This window comes from Lysinibacillus sp. FSL K6-0232 (assembly GCF_038008325.1).
Classification (GTDB): Bacteria; Bacillota; Bacilli; order Bacillales_A; family Planococcaceae; genus Lysinibacillus.
In genome coordinates this window covers 1,022,051-1,040,438 of sequence record NZ_JBBOYW010000001.1, presented here as the reverse complement: position 1 = coordinate 1,040,438, position 18,388 = coordinate 1,022,051, and the positions used below count along the sequence as shown (strand labels likewise).

General features: G+C 38.5%; 15 protein-coding genes. 2 read left to right on the top strand and 13 right to left on the bottom strand.

The genetic code is table 11. From position 1 onward, the window contains the following. Window positions 1-2: 2 nt before the first annotated feature. The 12 genes from rsgA to MHB42_RS04760 form a co-directional block, all read right to left on the bottom strand. The gene (gene rsgA / locus MHB42_RS04815) at window positions 3-887 is read right to left on the bottom strand and encodes a ribosome small subunit-dependent GTPase A (RefSeq protein WP_340804687.1); all 885 of its coding nucleotides are present in this window, start codon (window positions 885-887) and stop codon (window positions 3-5) included. 11 nt (window positions 888-898) lie between these two features. Next, window positions 899-2,878 carry a Stk1 family PASTA domain-containing Ser/Thr kinase gene (pknB, locus tag MHB42_RS04810; protein WP_340804686.1) on the bottom strand — a complete coding sequence of 660 codons (1,980 nt, stop codon included), beginning with the start codon at window positions 2,876-2,878 and terminating at the stop codon, window positions 899-901. 2 nt (window positions 2,879-2,880) lie between these two features. Continuing rightward, window positions 2,881-3,630, bottom strand: a complete 750-nt coding sequence (locus tag MHB42_RS04805) for a Stp1/IreP family PP2C-type Ser/Thr phosphatase (protein ID WP_340804684.1) — start codon at window positions 3,628-3,630, stop codon at window positions 2,881-2,883. Window positions 3,631-3,636: 6 nt separating this feature from the next. After that, entirely contained in the window at window positions 3,637-4,779 is a 1,143-nt protein-coding gene (gene rlmN, locus MHB42_RS04800) for a 23S rRNA (adenine(2503)-C(2))-methyltransferase RlmN (protein ID WP_340804683.1), read from the bottom strand. Next, entirely contained in the window at window positions 4,757-6,139 is a 1,383-nt protein-coding gene (gene rsmB, locus MHB42_RS04795; protein WP_340804682.1) for a 16S rRNA (cytosine(967)-C(5))-methyltransferase RsmB, read from the bottom strand. Before rsmB ends, rlmN begins: the two co-directional genes overlap by 23 nt. Further along, the gene (gene fmt, locus MHB42_RS04790; protein WP_340804681.1) at window positions 6,136-7,077 is read right to left on the bottom strand and encodes a methionyl-tRNA formyltransferase; all 942 of its coding nucleotides are present in this window, start codon (window positions 7,075-7,077) and stop codon (window positions 6,136-6,138) included. The genes rsmB and fmt overlap by 4 nt, the downstream gene beginning before the upstream one ends. A gap of 1 nt (window position 7,078) precedes the next feature. Further along, entirely contained in the window at window positions 7,079-7,573 is a 495-nt protein-coding gene (gene def / locus MHB42_RS04785) for a peptide deformylase (protein ID WP_340804680.1), read from the bottom strand. Window positions 7,574-7,613: 40 nt separating this feature from the next. Then, a complete protein-coding gene (priA, locus tag MHB42_RS04780; protein ID WP_340804679.1) occupies window positions 7,614-10,025 on the bottom strand; it encodes a primosomal protein N' in 2,412 nt (803 codons plus the stop codon). Then, the gene (gene coaBC / locus MHB42_RS04775) at window positions 10,022-11,032 is read right to left on the bottom strand and encodes a bifunctional phosphopantothenoylcysteine decarboxylase/phosphopantothenate--cysteine ligase CoaBC (RefSeq protein ID WP_340804678.1); all 1,011 of its coding nucleotides are present in this window, start codon (window positions 11,030-11,032) and stop codon (window positions 10,022-10,024) included. The genes priA and coaBC overlap by 4 nt, the downstream gene beginning before the upstream one ends. Window positions 11,033-11,203: 171 nt before the next feature. Beyond that, window positions 11,204-11,431, bottom strand: a complete 228-nt coding sequence (gene rpoZ, locus MHB42_RS04770) for a DNA-directed RNA polymerase subunit omega (RefSeq protein ID WP_053993872.1) — start codon at window positions 11,429-11,431, stop codon at window positions 11,204-11,206. A 4-nt stretch (window positions 11,432-11,435) separates the two neighbouring features. Beyond that, complete coding sequence (gmk, locus tag MHB42_RS04765; RefSeq protein WP_340804677.1) at window positions 11,436-12,053, bottom strand: guanylate kinase; 618 nt, start codon at window positions 12,051-12,053, stop codon at window positions 11,436-11,438. A gap of 43 nt (window positions 12,054-12,096) precedes the next feature. Beyond that, complete coding sequence (locus tag MHB42_RS04760; RefSeq protein ID WP_340804675.1) at window positions 12,097-12,972, bottom strand: YicC/YloC family endoribonuclease; 876 nt, start codon at window positions 12,970-12,972, stop codon at window positions 12,097-12,099. Window positions 12,973-13,232: 260 nt separating this feature from the next. Here MHB42_RS04760 and MHB42_RS04755 point away from each other — a divergent pair, with 260 nt between their 5' ends. Then, a complete protein-coding gene (locus tag MHB42_RS04755) occupies window positions 13,233-14,927 on the top strand; it encodes an Rqc2 family fibronectin-binding protein (RefSeq protein WP_340804674.1) in 1,695 nt (564 codons plus the stop codon). A 285-nt stretch (window positions 14,928-15,212) separates the two neighbouring features. Here the strand turns inward: MHB42_RS04755 and MHB42_RS04750 are convergent, their stop codons facing one another. Then, on the bottom strand, window positions 15,213-15,443 hold the full coding sequence (locus MHB42_RS04750; RefSeq protein WP_340804673.1) for a hypothetical protein: 231 nt from the start codon (window positions 15,441-15,443) through the stop codon (window positions 15,213-15,215). Between the two features lie 1,226 nt (window positions 15,444-16,669). Between MHB42_RS04750 and MHB42_RS04745 the strand changes: the two genes are divergently transcribed. Further along, complete coding sequence (locus MHB42_RS04745; protein ID WP_340804672.1) at window positions 16,670-18,328, top strand: peptide ABC transporter substrate-binding protein; 1,659 nt, start codon at window positions 16,670-16,672, stop codon at window positions 18,326-18,328. Window positions 18,329-18,388 lie beyond the last annotated feature (60 nt).

The window sequence follows — 18,388 nt, the reverse complement described above, 5'->3', positions numbered from 1 at the left end:
CATTAATACCTCGGCTTTCGATCCATAATTTCTTGCATAAATTGTTCATAATGCTTGTAGCGGTAATCACGAATTTCTTCCGCTTCTACTGCTGCTTTCACTGCACATTTTGGCTCCTTTAAGTGGAGGCAGCCTCTAAATTTACAATTGTCAGCTATGCTAGCCATTTCAGGAAAACATAAGCCTAGCTCTTCTTTTTCAATTTCATCAAAATCAAAGGAGCTAAACCCAGGTGTATCTGCTAATAGACCACCGCAAACCTCAATTAGCTCAACATGGCGAGTTGTATGTTTACCTCGCCCTAAGCTTTGTGAAATAATGCCTGTTTTTAAATTTAATTCAGGAATTAGTGTGTTAAGCAGTGTTGATTTCCCAACGCCTGATTGTCCTGCTAATACAGTTGTTTTTCCCTTTAAAATAGGCTGTAGTCGCTCCACTAACTCTTTTTCATCTTTATAGGTTTGTAGTACCGTATAGCCTATTTGTTGATAGTCCTCTATATAGCGTTGCAATTCCTCCCGCTCATCGTTTTCTAGTAAATCCATCTTTGTTAAACAAATAATTGGATGTACATGGAATGATTCTAAAACAACTAAAAAACGATCTAATAGAACGGTATTGAAATAAGGCTCCTTTACGGAAAATACTAAAATTCCTTGATCGATATTCGCAATTGGCGGACGCACCAATTCATTTCGACGTTCCAAAATTTTTTGAATGGTTCCATCCGATCCTTCTGTTTCGATTGTGTACTCTACGATATCGCCAACAAGTGGAGATTCGCCACGATTGCGAAATACTCCACGTCCACGACATTGAATTAATTGCTGACCATCATATACATAATAATAACCGCTTAAAGCTTTTCTGATTTGGCCTTGCGCCATCCAATTCCCCCTTAGTTCACATCATTATAATCAATTTTTTCTTCATGAATAATCTCTGAATCGCGGATAATACGATACCCTGCCTGCTTGCCCTCTTCAATCACAAGCTGTATATTGTAAGGCGTATCACTTAAAATTGGAAATTCATCCGCTGGCTCTGACATTGTATGGTTTTTATCTTGAATTTCAATACGAATATTTTGTGCCAATCCCTCTTCTGTAGGAATATATTCAATCATAACCGTCTTGACAAGTGTTTTGACAGGCTTTTCAGCAGGTCCTTTACTTAAAATAACGGATATTGTTGAGCCTGCCTCAACTTGCGTGCCAGCTTTCGTCAGTTGAGAGATGACGCTACCAGCTGGAATTGTATCATGGTAGTCCTCACGAGAAACACGCCATTTCAAGCCTGCTCTTTGCACATAGTCATCCATATCCTCTTTCGTATAATTGACAACATCCTCTACTCGTACCATTTTAACACCTTGGCTAACTGTAAATGTGATAACTTCATTTTCTGCTACCACTTCTGTATCAGGAGAAATACTTTGGTCAATAATTCGACCTTCAGGCTCCTCAGAATGGACATATTCTGTTTTAACCTCTAAAAACTTTCCTTTTAATAAGGCTTCCACCTGATGAATATTTTGCCCTACATAATTATCCACTTTCGTCTTTTCAGCACCTAGACTTACCACCAAATCAATTTCTGAGCCCTTTACACGCATCGTTCCCTCTGATGGATCGGTTTCAATAACCTTGCCCTCTTCCACCTCTTCAGAGTGTCGCTCCTGATGCTCATCGCTCACAACAAAGCCTGCTTCTTCCAATATTTTTATTGCTTCATCAACGGTTAAATTAGCCACCTCAGGAATTGCCTCCTTTTTCGGGCTAAATAAATCTGTTGCATAAATTAGGAATAAAAAAACAGCAATAACTATTACAAGGAAGCTCGCCACATATATAGGCCACCTTTTCTTCGCTTTAGCAGGTGCTGGCTTATCGATAGGCTTTTTAGGTTGCTCTACAGGCTTCACTTCTTTAATCGGTGTAATTGCTCTTGTTTTTGCTAGGTCTTCTTCTTTTTCTATAGGCTGTTCCTTAATAATAGGAATTGCCTTTGTCACATCATTATCAACTGGTATCACAAATTTTGGCTCATTGATACGACTAGGTGTTAATACTGTTTCTAAATCCTCATACATTTCTTCCACTGTATTATAACGGTGAGAGGCATCTTTCGCAGTAGCTTTCAGTACCACATTTTCTAAGCTTTGTGGAATTGTTGCATCGAAAGCGCGGACAGATGGTGTTTCTGTCTGTAAATGCTTGAGCGCAATGGAAACAGCTGATTCTCCAGAAAACGGCAATTCACCTGTTAATAATTCATATAACACAATCCCAAGCGCATAAATATCTGATTTATTCGTTGCTGTACCACCACGAGCTTGCTCTGGCGATAAATAATGCACTGTTCCTAATACTGAGTTTGTTTGTGTAAAAGAAGTTGCACTCAGTGTCATGGCAATCCCAAAATCAGTAATTTTCACATTGCCTTCAGCATCCATTAAAATATTTTGCGGCTTAATATCACGGTGGATAATATGATTTTCATGCGCATTGGCAATAGCAGACGTTAATTGCTTCATAATATGCACACTTCTTGCAGGAGAAATTGGTGCAAATTCTTGTATGTACTGCTTTAACGTTTTTCCTTGAACATATTCCATCACAATATAATGTAGATCACCATCATCACCTACATCATAAATACTAACAATATTTGGATGTGTAAGACTTGTAGCAGACAGTGCCTCACGTTGAAAACGTCGATGTAATTCCTCCTCATTGGAAAAATCATAGCGCAATATTTTAATTGCAACATCACGGCCTAATATCATGTCATGTGCTAAATAAACATTCGACATACCACCGCCACCAATGAGTCCTAAAATTTTATAGCGGTCACTAATTCTTTTCCCTACAAGCATTCTTACACCTCCTCATCCCTTTTTGTTAGTAATACGAGGGAGATATTATCTTCTCCCCCGCTATCATTTGCTAATCCCACAAGTTTACGTCCCTTTTCTTGAATAGAGTCTGGAAACGTAATAATCGAAGCCATTTCATAGACCGTTAATTTATTGCTTAGTCCATCTGAACAAATTAATAAATACGATTGTAAGGCTAAATTGACCTCATAAAAATCTGGCTCAATGGTTTCCTCTGTGCCAATAGCCTTTAAAATAAAATTCTTTTTTGGATGTGTCAAAGCTTCTTCTTCGCTAATTTCGCCATTTTCCACCAGCACATTCACATATGAATGATCTCTTGTTATTTGTTGTGCGCCATCTTCAAAGAAATAATACACGCGACTATCTCCAACATGTGCGATGGAGCAGTGATATCCTTCAATTAATACCGCAATAAGTGTTGTGCCCATTCCTTTACAGTCTTCGTGTGATAAAGAATAGTTATAAATATCTTTATTCAATTGCTTAACTGTCTGCAATAACCATTCTTTTTTTGATGTTGTTGATACAAAATGACTTGTGTCTGCCTGTAAAAAAAAGGTTTCCATTTGTTTAATTGCCATGTCACTCGCTACATCACCAGCATTATGACCACCCATGCCATCTGCCACAAGTGCTAGTGCAAGGCCGTCTGGACGCTTAAAAAATGCAGCACGGTCTTCATTAATGGATCGTTTTAACCCAATATCACTTTCGACTGTATATTCCAACGCAGGTCACCTCGTTTCCTCAGCTCTCTCTTGTGCACGTAATTGTCCACATGCAGCTGCGATATCAGCACCTTGCTCTCTGCGGATCGTTACGTTAATTCCATTTTTCTTTAATGTTTTCTCAAAGGCAAAAATTTGACTGCGAGATGTGCGAACATAGTCACGCTCTGGCACATAGTTGACAGGAATTAAGTTGACATGACATTTAATACCTTTGATTAAAGCGGATAATTCCTCTGCAATTTCCACTGAATCATTTTCGCCAGACATTAAGCCATACTCAAAGCTAACACGTCGACCTGTCTTTTTCGTGTAATAACGCACAGCTTCCATTAATTCATCTAATTTATAAGCACGAGCAATTGGCATTAGCTTTTGGCGTGCCTCTTGATTTGGTGCATGTAATGACACGGCAAAATTAATTTGTAGCTGCTCATCAGCAAATTGATAAATTTTCGGTACAATGCCTGATGTAGATACAGTAATATGACGTGCGCCAATATTTAACCCTTTTTCGTGGTTAATCACTTTTAAGAAGTTCATCATAGCATCATAGTTATCAAACGGTTCGCCAATTCCCATAATAACAATATGTGATACACGTTCGCCTAACTCATCTAATGTTTGCTGTACTTTAACAACTTGCTCCACAATTTCTCCTGCTAATAAATGACGCTTTAAACCGCCTAATGTTGAAGCACAAAATGTACAGCCAATGCGGCAGCCCACTTGCGTCGTTACACAAACAGAATTACCATAATCATGGCGCATTAATACAGTTTCGATAGAATAGCCATCCTGCAATTGAAATAAAAATTTAATAGTGCCATCCTTCGATTCTTGCTGAATAATTGTTGATAATGTTGTTAAGGCGAAGTTAGCAGTAAGTTTTTCCCGTAAACCCTTTGATAAGTTTGACATTTCTTCAAATGTTTTTACACGTTTATTGTATAGCCAGTCAAAAATTTGCGCAGCACGGAAAGGCTTTTCCCCATTCTCCTTTAACCACTCTTCTAATTGATATGGCTGTAATGAATAAATCGATTCTTGTAAATTTGGTTTTTCTTTTTTTGTCCGTCGAACAGGCTTCTCTTCTGCTTCTTCGACTAAATCATTAATACGTTCATTAAATTTCTCTTGATCCATCATTAATTGGATTCTCCTTTTTACGAAAGGCAGCAACAAAGAAACCGTCGCTGCCAAAGTCTTGTGGAAAGACTTGAAGCATGCCATCTGCTTGCTTTTCCGCTAATTTTATTGGTAAAGATTCTAGTTGTATCGCTTCCATTTCTGGATGCGTTGCTAAAAAGGCTTTAACTGTGCCTTCGTTTTCTTGTTTATCGACAGTACATGTACTATATATAAGCTTACCATTTGTTTTCAACATTTTTGTTGCAGCATCCAGTAATGCTAATTGTATCGTTTGTAAGCTTGCTAAATCTTCTTCTCGCTTTGTATATTTAATATCTGGCTTGCGTCGCATCACACCTAGCCCGCTACAAGGTGCATCCACTAAAACCGCATCAAATGACGCCGCTTGTAAAAATTCTGGAGCCTTCCGACCATCTATTGGTGCTGTTTCTATAATATCAAGCCCTAGACGTTCTGTATTATGGTCGATTAAATCTAATTTATGTGGATGAAGGTCTGTTGCTAAAATAGACCCTTTATTTTTCATAATTTCAGCTAAATGCGTTGTTTTACCACCAGGAGCCGCACACATATCCAAAACACGCATACCTGAAGCTGGATTTAATACATTAGCTGGAATCATTGAGCTTTCATCCTGAATCGTAATCATACCTTCTTTGAACGCTTTTGTGCGTGCTGGCTGACCATTTGTTATGTGTAAGCATTCTGGCATAACATCGCTTTGCTTAGCTGTTAAACCTTCCGCTTCTAGTTCAGCGATAGCCCGTTCAACTGTTGCCTTTGTTAAATTGACGCGTACGGTTTGCACAGGCGGCACATTATTTTCATGTAGCATGGCTGCTGCAACATCTATACCATAATTATCAATAAAACGCTGGACTAGCCATTGTGGATGGCTTGTTTCAATCGCAAGACGTTCAACTGGATCTGCTATATCACTTGTTGCACGAACACCTTTACGCAACACTGATCGTAAAATACCGTTGACCATTGAAGCGATACCACGATGACCTCGACGCTTCGCAATTTCCACAGCCTCATTCACCGCCGCATGTGATGGTATACGTGTTAAATAATGCATTTGGTAAAGCGATATTCTTAATAACCAGCGTACCCAATGATCTACTTTACCACGAATAAAGGGCTCTAAATAATAATCTAGCGTCATTTTATGCTGTAATGACCCATACGTAATTTCTGTTAATAATGCGCGATCCTTCGCTTCAATTTTATGTCGTTTAATCGTTTCATTAAGCAATAGATTGCTATAAGCTTGATTTTTATCCACTGCTAATAGTATGGAAAGTGCGGCATCTCGCACATTACCATCCCAAATTACTACACTTTTTTTACTCATTGAAATTGGTCCCCAATCTGTAATTTAGAACCTGTCCCACGCAAGTATTCCTCTGCTGTCATACGCTTTTTGCCAGCAGGCTGCACATCGTATAACGCTAGGGCTGTTCCATTGCCAGCAGCAACTTCAAAGTGATCCTTGGCAATCGCAATAACTGTACCTGGCGTAGCCTGATGACTGCTTGTGCCAATCGTTGCCCACCAAATTTTAAAGTTACCATCCTCAAACGTTGTATAGGCTACTGGCCATGGATGAAGACCGCGCACTTGATTGTATAAGGTTGTGGCATCTTGTGTCCAATCAATACGTTCTTGTTCCCTTGAAATATTACTAGCAAATGTTACTTGTGCCTCATCTTGCACTATGCGGTTATTTGTACCGCTAATAATAGAAGGAAGTGTTTCTTTTAATAGCTCACAGCCTACAATACTAAGTTTATCAAAAAGCTTGCCTGTATGGTCATCTGCTTCAATTGGAATTGCCTTTTGAGAGATAATATCACCTGCATCAAGCTTTTCTGCCATATACATAATCGTTACACCTGTTTCCTTTTCACCATCAATAATAGCCTGATGAATAGGTGCTCCACCTCGGTATTTAGGCAATAACGACGCATGAACATTAATACAGCCAAGAGCAGGGGCAGCGAGTAATTCCTTTGGTAAAATTTGTCCAAATGCTGCTGTCACAACTAAATCAGGTTGCAAAGCCAGTATTTGCTGTAGTTCCTCAGAGCCACGCAGCTTTTCAGGCTGAATGACTGGTAAGCCTAGCTCTAAAGCTGCTGCTTTTACAGGGGGCGGTGTTAGCACACGCTTACGCCCAACTGGACGATCAGGCTGTGTCACAACAGCCTTAATCGTGTAGCCTTCATCATGTAGCATACGTAAAATAGGTGCAGAGAAGTCGGGTGTTCCCATAAAAATAATTGATGTCATATTATTCCTCCTCTTCTGCATACATTTCTTCAAGCTCTTCTGCTGTGACAATGCGCTTAATTTTAGAATCAAATAGCACACCATCTAAATGATCGATCTCATGTAAAATTGCACGAGCATCAAAGCCGCCTGCCTCTACTTCATACACACGCCCTTCACGGTCACATGCTTCAATTTTCACATAATCAGGACGTTCAACCTCACCATATAATCCTGGGAAGCTTAAGCAGCCCTCAATATCAACCTCTGCTCCATCTGTTTCAATAACTGTTGGATTAATCATTTCTAAAATATCGCGTTCCTCACCTAGCTCCACAATCGCCACGCGTAAGCCTACATTTATTTGTGGTGCGGCAATACCTACACCATCGTATTCCACCATTGTGTCATATAAATCATCCAGCAATGTAAGTATATCATCATTAATTTCTGTTACTTCTGCACACGGTGTTGAAAGTATCTGTGCTGGGTGTTCAATTACTGTTCTTATTGCCATCTTATAATTTCCTCATTTCTATTACACTGTTCGTAATCCATTATATAGTAGACGGGTCTAGATCAACCGTCATTAAAACTCCTTGTTTAATCCACTCTGCTCGATACATCGCAAGCAGACGCTGTAACACTGGAATTAGATTTGGTTCAATTTTATATTTTATCAAACATTGATAACGATATCTATTTTGGAGGCGAGCAATACTGGCAGTTGTTGGGCCAATAATGGCTACTTGATTTGATAAGTTGCCACGTAGCCAATCCGCCGCACGTCCAGCATATTCAGCAGCCATCATCACATCCTCATGTGAAATTTGGACAAGCGCTACAAAATAATAGGGTGGATAGCTAGAGCGACGTCGTAAAAACATTTCACGCTCGTAAAATGGCTCATAGTCCTGCGTTTTGGCTAATTCAATCGCATAATGCTCAGGTGTATATGTTTGAATAATCACTTCTCCTGCCTTATCGTGTCGGCCTGCTCTGCCGCTCACTTGCGTTAGCAGCTGAAATGTACGCTCTGCTGCACGATAATCTGGTAAATACAGCGATGTATCGGCACTGAGTACACCAACAAGTGTAATATTCGGAAAATCTAGCCCTTTTGCAATCATCTGCGTTCCAAGTAAAATATCTGCTTGTCCCTCTCCAAATGCTTGTAGTATTTCCTCATGTGCCCCTTTATGCTTTGTGGTATCCACATCCATCCGCAATACTCTTGCTTCTGGAAACAGCTTATAAATTTCCTCCTCCACCTTTTGTGTGCCTGTTCCAAAATAACGAATATGATCACTTTGACATTGTGGACATGTTTGTGGAATAGGCTCCTCATAGCCGCAATAATGACATTTTAGCTTTTCCGTTGTACGGTGGTACGTTAATGAAATATCGCAGTTTGGACATTGTACGACTGTACCACAATCCCGACATAGCACAAATGATGAGTAGCCTCGACGGTTTAGAAACAATACTATTTGTTCCTTTTTTTCTAGCCTTACACGTATAGCCTCCACAAGTGATGTTGAAAACATCGAGCGATTTCCTTGGTGTAGCTCTTCACGCATATCTGCAATAAACACAGTTGGTAATGCTTGTTGCAATGCCCGGTGCTGTAATGTCAGCAGCGTATAAACACCCTTTTTCGCTCTAGCATATGACTCTAATGCTGGTGTTGCACTACCTAAAATCACAGGACATTGGTAAAATTCGCTGCGCCAAATCGCTACATCTCTTGCATGATAGCGTGGTGAATCCTCCTGCTTATAGGTTGATTCATGCTCCTCATCTAAAATAATAAGCCCTATATTCGTAAAGGGTGCAAAAATAGCAGAGCGCGCACCAACGACCACCTTCACTTTTCCTTGCTGGATTTTCCGCCATTCATCATACTTTTCACCAACAGATAAGCCACTATGCATCACAGCGACCATCTCACCAAAGCGACTGCGAAAGCGCTCTGTCATTTGCGGTGTTAATGAGATTTCAGGAACAAGCATAATGGCTTCTTTCCCTTCCTCTAAAACCTTTTGTATCGACTGCAAATAAACCTCTGTTTTGCCGCTCCCCGTTACGCCATGTAACAAAAATGTTTGCGCTATTTGCTGCTCCATAGCTGTAGTAATAGCTTGTAGAGCCACCTGCTGCTCCTCTGTTAATTGTAAAGAGTGTGTACGTGAAACTTCCTTTGTAAACGGATCACGGTATACTTCCTCGTGAATAAATTGGGCAGCTCCTTTTGCAATCACTGCCTCTAATACTGATGACGAAACACCTGTTTCATCATAAATTTGCTGTGGTGGTAACACCTCGCCTAAATGCTGGCACATCCATTGCAGAAGCAGTCGCTGTTTCACTGCTCTTGCTGATTGTGTGATCACCCTGTCAATCAGTTGCAGGTCTTCTGTAATTTTGACCATCCGTATTTCTTTTACATTGCCTTGCTGCTTCACTATATTTTCTATTGTCACAGTATTTTGTGCAACAAGCTGCTTTAATAATGGAAGTAAGCCTGCTCGCTCAAACTCTTTAAAGTTAGCCTGCTGACGTTTGCCAAATATAGCTTGCACTTCCTCTGGTAGATTTTGCGAGTCCTGTAGTTTAATGATTTTTTCATATTTTGCACGAAGCGCTGACGGTAGCATCACTTGTAAGGCATCAATTTCATAGCAAATTGTATTATTTTTCAACCATTTCGCCATTTGCAGCATTTCTTCTGTTAAGACCTGCTCCATATCTAAAATTTGCGAGATCGGTTTTAGTTTATTCAGTGGCACATCTGTCTCTGTTTTCAAGCCTGTCACAAAGCCTAACACATTTCTTGCCCCAAATGGCACTTTTACTCGGCAGCCTGTTTCGATTACATTTGCCCATTCTAACGGTACTTGGTAATCAAAGGGTCGATCAACATGATAAGTAGGAACATCTACAATCACCTCTGCTATTAGCAAGCTCATTGCTCCTCACCCTGCAGAAGATAACGCCAGAAAGCTTGTGCAAAAAGCTGAGGGTTTGTAACCTCTAACGTTTGTCCATTGAGCTGTGCTTGCTTACTAAAATCAATCCAGCTATCTGATAATACCGTTAGCATTGGCTGTCCTTGTACCTTTTGTCCAAAGGTAACTGCCTTGATGCCTTCTATAGATACAATTGGTGCGCCTTCAATGGTTGGAGCATTTGCAGCATAAATAAACAATGCCTGAGGATATTGTTGCTTATAAGCCTCAAACTGTTGAATAAAATAATGTAAGCTACCTGTTTCATGCTGCATGGATAGCACCTTCGCTCCAAGTGCCCTTGCCTCATCTGCTAAAGCCTGTCCAATGACACCATTTGCTTGTGTGCTAATAATATGCTGGGCATCGAGCGGTACATGCAAAGCACCAGCCGCTATAATAACCGTTTTACCTGCAAGTGGCTGCGCTTTCTCTGTAAAATAATCCTTGACAATAGCCGTTATTTTCTCAGGCTCCTCTAAACGTCCCTTGCCAACATAGCCACATGCTAAAAATCCTTCTGATGGCTCAATAAATTGATAGCCATCAGCTGCTAATCTTGCAATATTGCGCTTGACGGCTGGGTGATCATACATATGCACATTCATCGCTGGCGCGAGCCATACAGGTGCAGTTGTAGCAAGTAAGGTTGTTGTGACCATATCATCTGCAATACCATTGGCGATTTTTCCAATAACATTAGCAGTAGCTGGTGCTACCAAAATTAAATCAGCCCAATCTGCTAAATCAATATGGGCAATCACATTGGAATCCTTTTCATCAAATGTATCAAAATAAACATCATTTTTGGACATTACTTGAAAGCTTAATGGATTGACAAATTGTTTAGCTGATGCTGTCATAATTACTTTTACATTGGCTCCTGCCTGTGATAGCTTACTAACAAGAGCAACAGCCTTATACACGGCAATCCCGCCTGAAACACAAAGCAAAATATTTTTATTCATGTGACGTATCATCCTTTCAAATGATAAGCTCCCAAAGGACAATTTCCCTGGGAGCTCTCGGCATTCTGTATAATCTCGCATTTATAGTCCCTTCTCATCGCTGAGGGCTGTTATACTATCTATCACCCTTCCCTTTGATAATGAACTAAAAAATAGCTTTTTACATTTCAATTAGATTTCGTCCTCGTATACCGCTGACTCATCCTGTGATACTTTTGTAAGTACACCTGCTGCTACTTCTTCAAGTGCTTTGCCTACATATTTGTAAGATACATATTTGTGTAAGCGCTCTGTACCTGGCTCTTCCTGCATTTGACGAGCACGCTTAGAGGCAAGGCTCACTAATGAATACTTGGAATCAATTTCTTTTTTTAATGCATCTACTGATGGATATAGCATGGATTTATTCTCCTCTCAACATTGACAAATATCTTTTTTCTACACGTTCTCTACGACAATGCTCAGCTTTAATAATCGCATTAATACGATCGCAGGCATTTGTCACTTCGTCATTTTCCACAACATAGTCGTATAAGCTCATCATTTCAAGCTCTTCGCTTGCCGTGGCAATACGTTTTGCAATAATATCCTCTGTTTCTGTCCCACGCCCAACTAAACGATCCTTTAATTCCGTTAAACTTGGAGGGGCTAAGAAAATAAATAAGGCATCTGGCGCTTTTTTACGAATTTGTGCTGCACCTTGCACTTCAATCTCTAAAAATACATCACGCCCTGCATCAAGTGTTTCATTGACATAGGCTAATGGTGTGCCATAGTAGTTTCCTACAAATTCAGCGTGCTCCAATAGACCACCCTGTTCAATTAACGCCTCAAATTCTTCACGCGTTTTGAAAAAATAGTCTACACCATCTACCTCACCTTCGCGAGGCTTTCGTGTTGTCATCGAGATAGAATACTCATAATTCGTATACGGCTGAGAAAATAATTCTTTTCGCACTGTCCCTTTACCTACACCAGATGGGCCAGACAGAACAATTAATAATCCACGTTCTTTTATCATTTATTCTCTATATCTCCCTTAATTTATAACAGATACGTGTGAGTTATTCGATATTTTGAACTTGCTCACGCATCTTTTCTAATATTGTTTTTGCCTGAACAACAGCAATAGCTGCTTCTGTTGATTGATTTTTCGAACCAATCGTATTGATCTCACGATGAATTTCCTGCATTAAAAAATCTAATTTCCGTCCAACTGAAATTGTTTCAAGCAATGTTTCCTCCAGCTGATTGAAATGACTATCTAATCGATCTAACTCTTCTGAGATATCTACTCGTTCTGCAAAAATCGCTACTTCAGCTAATAAGCGATCTTCTAACAATGCGCCATCTGCAACTTCAGCAATCCGTTCTACTAATCGTGTACGATATTTTTCAACAGCAAGCGTAGCATATGAACGAATTTTATTCACTTGCTCCATCAACTGTTCCTTATATTGTACAACAACTTCTTGCAATTCCTGTCCTTCACGCTCACGCATTTGTACAAGCTGTTCAATTGCTTGTAAAATCGCCTGCTCAACAGCTTGCAGTAAATCCTCTGGTGTAAGCTGTGGTTTCTGTTGTACAAGTGCTTGCTCTAACGATAAAAGCTCTTGCATCGTCCATTTTTCTTCCAATGGTACTTTACTGGCTAACTGTTCTTTTGCCTTACGATACGCTTCAATTAATGACCAATTAATTTCAATAGATTGCTCTACATTCTCTAAATCCTTCACATATACCATCACATCAATTTTGCCGCGTGACAAAGCTTGAGAAATTAATTTCTTTGCAAAAACTTCCGCTTCAAGCCACTCTTTCGGAAATTTTGCATTAATTTCTAAAAAACGATGGTTGACCGAGCGCATTTCTACGGTTAATTGAAAGTTTCTAGTTGTTGTGACACCTCTGCCAAAACCAGTCATACTACGCACCAAGGTTCGTCACACCTTTCTTTGCATACTGGAATTATTATAACATAAGCGCTATCGATTATGCCGCCTCTTCCAAAAAAATTGAGGAGAGTAAAAGCTAATTCTACCACAATTGAAGCTATATTTTAATATTCACCTAAAAAATGCTATGATAAACATACAAAAATGCAGATGCGGATGCTTTGCCAATAGCTGAAGCAACTGCCTATTGAAAAAATATGAAAGTACCAAGATGCTTAATATCGTTGGAAAGAGGAATTTATATGGCATTTGATGGCTTATTTACTTATGCAGTAACTGCCGACCTACAACAGCTTGTTACAGGCCGCATTACAAAAATACATCAACCAAACGCCCAAGAGGTCGTATTACACATTCGTGCAAATGGCAAAAATCATAAATTACTTTTTTCGATTCATTCTTCCTATGCACGCGTTCATCTAACGGAACAAACAATTGATAACCCAGCAGAGCCCCCAATGTTTTGCATGCTGCTGCGCAAGCATTTAGAGGGAGGCTTTATTGCTTCCATTAAACAGCACGATTTTGACCGCATTATAATAGTAGAAATTGCTAGCAAAAATGAAATTGGTGACCCAATTGTTAGGGAAATACATGCTGAAATTATGGGCAGACATAGTAATTTGCTATTGATTGATCAGGAACAGGGAAAAATTATCGATAGCTTAAAGCATTTGCCGCCATCCGTAAATAGCTTCCGTACAGTATTACCTGGTCAGCCGTATATTGCACCACCTGCACAGCATAAATGGAATCCGTTAACCGTAGCAGATGACGAGCTAGCTATATTTTTTGCTGAGCCAAAAAACGCCAAAGAAATCGTAGCACAGTTTGCTGGCTTTTCACCCCTTCATGCAGAGGAATTATTGTATAGACTGACATCAGCTCAAAATGCAACTGTATGCTTTAGAGAGTTTATGACATCCTTTGCAAATGGTGGTGCAAAGCCTATGTATGTGCTTGCAAATGGCAAAACATACTTCTCCCCTATCGACTTAACACATTTGCAGGGAGAGGTATCCCTGTACCCAAATGTTCATGCATTATTAGACCGTGTGTTTTTTGCACGTGCGGAGCGAGATCGTGTGAAGCAGCAGGCAGGTGATTTAGAGCGCTGGCTGCATAATGAAATTGAGAAGCTTGCCTTAAAAACGAAAAAGCTAACAAAGGATTATGAGCGTGCTTCCAAGCTCGACCAATTCCAATTATATGGCGAGCTATTAATGGCAAATATTTATGCCTTTGAGAAGGGAGCTACAGCAGTAACGGTTACAAACTACTATAGCGAAACAGGCGAAGAAATTACTATTCCAGTTAGTGAGCGTAAAACACCGATTGAAAATGCGCAAAGCTATTACACAAAATATACAAAGGCAAAAAATGCGTTAGTAATGGTACAAGAGCAGCTTGAAAAAACAAAAGAGGAAATTGCTTACCTTGAAATGCTGGCACAGCAAGTTCAACAAGCCTCTCCTGGAGATATTGAGGAAATTCGTGAGGAGCTAGCAGAGCAAGGCTATTTAAAATTGCGCCATGCCAAGAAAAAGAAAAAGCAAGCAAAGCCTGAGCCTGAACGCTATCTATCCTCTACAGGTATAGCCATCTCTGTTGGCAAGAACAATAAGCAAAATGATATGCTCACATTTAAGCTGGCAAAGCGCACAGAGATTTGGCTGCATACAAAGGATATTCCAGGCTCCCATGTTGTTATTCATTCAAGTGAGCCCGATGAAACAACATTGCGTGAGGCGGCTACACTAGCTGCTTACTTTTCTAAGGCTAGAGATTCGTCCTCTGTGCCTGTAGATTACACAGAAATTCGTCAGGTGAAAAAGCCAAATGGCGCAAAGCCTGGTTTTGTTATTTATTTCGAGCAAAAAACATTGTATATCGACCCTGATGAAGCGGTTGTTTTACAATTAAAAAAGCAATCGTAATCAACAACTAAAGCAGCACCCTATAGGACGCTAAAAAGCCTCTCCTATAGGGTGCTGTTGTTTGTAGTAAGAAAATTTCAAGTTAAAAAACACTAATTTTAAATATCCATTATAAGGGATGGGTTTTTTTCATAACTTTGATATGAATGTATCAAGCTATTTTAATAGCAAGCTTTCTATACTCCAAGAAACTCCACAATATCTCCTACTTGACGATTATTACTTAGGTTTAAATCGAGTCCTCTTAATATCCTGTACAAGAACCATTACGACCATCAGCACCACTTAAATATTTTTAATGGATGAAGAATCAATACGTTCATTTGATATTTTATCAGTTCCTTCTTTTCCATATACCCTCATCATTTGAGTTAAACAATTTTTACTGTAATCCTCATATTTCATCACTTCTCTCTTTGAATTCACCATGTCATAAGGATGTGAAACTTTACCTGAATCAAAATTGAATGTTCCCAAGGAGTCCTCTGCCAAAACATGCATTGGAATTAATAACAAAATAGCTAAAAAAATTAGTTAAGAAGGCTTTCTTCTTACTTTGAAATCCCCTTATATTTGGATTTGAATACATTAATAAAGTTAATTAAAGAACGATAGTTACGATTTTACATGTTTGATTTCAAGAGGTTTTTCGCACCAGGTTTAATCATTTTTTGTGCCTCCTTTGCTAAGTACCCTTCCATGCATTTTTTATATACAATCTTCCTTATTATATATAGCTATAAAATATCACTACTCAATCCATCAGAAAAAATAAAGTATAGGTATTTCTCTGTTAAAGCTAACTATTGATTAAAAACCTCTCGATCAACTACTATTCATTCAAGTAAGACAATAGACTTTTCACCATATATAAACATATTTCTTATTATTTCGACAGTCCATGCCTGATCGAAATCAATAAAATTTCTCCTAGCGAAAGGTAACAGAAATCTGCGATAAGTAAAGTAGCTGATTTTTAGTAATTATTTGCATAATTAGTCCGTATCAGTAAGACAATTGATATTCTCAGGAAAACAACACGACTTAAATAGATGAGATTACAACAAAATCAAACAATCTTTTAACGATTTGATAGAGGAATAAAACTTATGACTTAAGCATAGATACATCTATACATAATCGAGTTAGAAGCTATTCCAAAAAAATATATTTCAGCTAACTCTCTACTTTTTTAAGACGATTTTTTCTAAATTAAAGTATATTTTTTCGTGCATTTTCTCTATTTTTCTTTTTTTACCTTGCTAATGGCATAATCTTAAAAAAATACAAAACAAGTTTCTTATATATCATTAATAGATAAAAATATTCATGTTTCACGATAAGAATCTACAAAAAATTACCTGCTAAAGAAACCAATTCACTGAGTTTTACATAAATTTTCTACAAATCTATACAAATCTCTTAAGGTAATACCTCCATGACTTTTGACTTATTTTTTGGAATATCAATAATATTATCAAAAAAATAGGAATTTTCGATATAGTAAATCATTTTTTTTATTTTTGTTTTATTTTTGATATAAACTATCTATTAATATCATTTTTTTATCATATAAGCACTTTGTTTCTTTAGCATAATAAATCGGAAAAATTTATTATTCTCTTAGATGTCAGATAATACTAGATAAATTCGAATCTTTTTTATTTTGTACACAATGATTTTTTTGGTATATTAAATAGGAGCTTCAAAAAAGGCTTAAAAATTGTATAGGGGGATTCACTATGAATAAAAACAAAAAGTTTTTATTATTAACAGTCCTTGCAGTATTTTCTTTAGTGCTTGCTGCATGTGGCTTCGGTGGAGATTCGTCTGATAGTTCAAAAGATGGCAGTAAAGATTCTGGTTCATCTGGAACATCTTCATCAGGTGGCGAATTAAATTTAGTAGTAGCTTCTGAGCCACCATCACTACACCCTGCATTAGCAACTGATACAACTTCTGGTGTTATTCTTACAAACACATTTGAAGGTTTAACAACGCTTGATGCAGATGCTAAACCAGTTGCAGCTATGGCTGAAAGTTGGGAAATTAGCGAAGACCAAAAAACATACACATTCAAATTACGTGATGCTAAATGGTCAAATGGAGATCCAGTAACTGCTGGTGACTTCGAATACGCTTGGAAATGGGCATTAAACCCAGATAACCTTTCGGAGTATGCTTCAATTCTTTACCCTATTAAAGGGGCTACAGCTTACAACAACGGTGAAGGTTCTGCTGATGATGTAGGCATTAAAGCTGAAGATGACAAAACTTTAGTTGTAACTTTAGAAAACCCAACACCTTACTTCTTAGAATTAACAGCATTCAAAACGTATGCACCATTAAACCAAAAAGTAGTTGAAGGTAATGATGATTGGTATACAGATGCTGGTGAAAACTATGTAACAAACGGACCATTCACATTAGCTGAATGGAGACACAATGATACTGTTGTATTAAAGAAAAATCCAGAATACTGGGATGCTGATAAAGTATCTTTAGAAACAGTTAATATCGGTATGGTAGAATCTGAAACAACTGCTGCTACAATGTTTAAAGGTGGCGAAATCGACTACTTAGGTGCACCATTCCAAACTGTTGCACTTGACTCAATCGAAGAATTTAAAGCTGACGGTTCATTAAAAATTGCTGACCAAGCTTCTGTTTATTGGTACAAGCTAAACACAACTGATAAATTTACTGGAAACGCTAACATTCGTAAAGCGTTAACATTAGCAATTGATCGTCAAGGTTTAATTGACAATGTTACTAAAGGTGAACAAAAACCTGCATTAGGTATGGTTCCTATCGCAGTTAATGGCTTTGAAGAAGACCGTGGTTACTTCAAAGACAATGATATCGAAGAAGCTAAAGCTGCACTTGAAGCTGGTATGCAAGAACTTGGTATTACAAACCCAGCAGATATTACAGTTAATATTTCTTACAACACTAGTGAAGCACACGCTGCTATCGCTCAATTCATTCAAGAGGGCTGGACGAAAAACCTTGGTATTACTGTAGGTCTTGATAACTCTGAATGGCAAGTTTATTTAGAAAAGCTTAACCAATTAGATTACCAAGCTGGACGTATGGGCTGGGTTGGTGACTACAATGATGCTTATACATTCTTAGAAATGTATGATACTGCTGACAATGGAAATAACGATACTGGCTGGGAAAACCCAGAGTACAAAAAATTATTAGAACAATCTAATACAGAAGTAGATCCAGCTAAACGTCTTGAGCTTTTAAAACAAGCTGAAGCAGTTGCTATGGCTGAATTCCCTGTTGCACCTATCTACTACTACACAAATCTTTCTGTAGTACAAGATAACGTGAAAAACATGCAAGCAGATATCCTTGGTAACATTTCACTTAAAGAGGTTGTAGTAGAATAAAAATAATTTTTTCACATTATTTTATTTCACTTATTTAGCTCTACAACAAAGAGCTGCCTC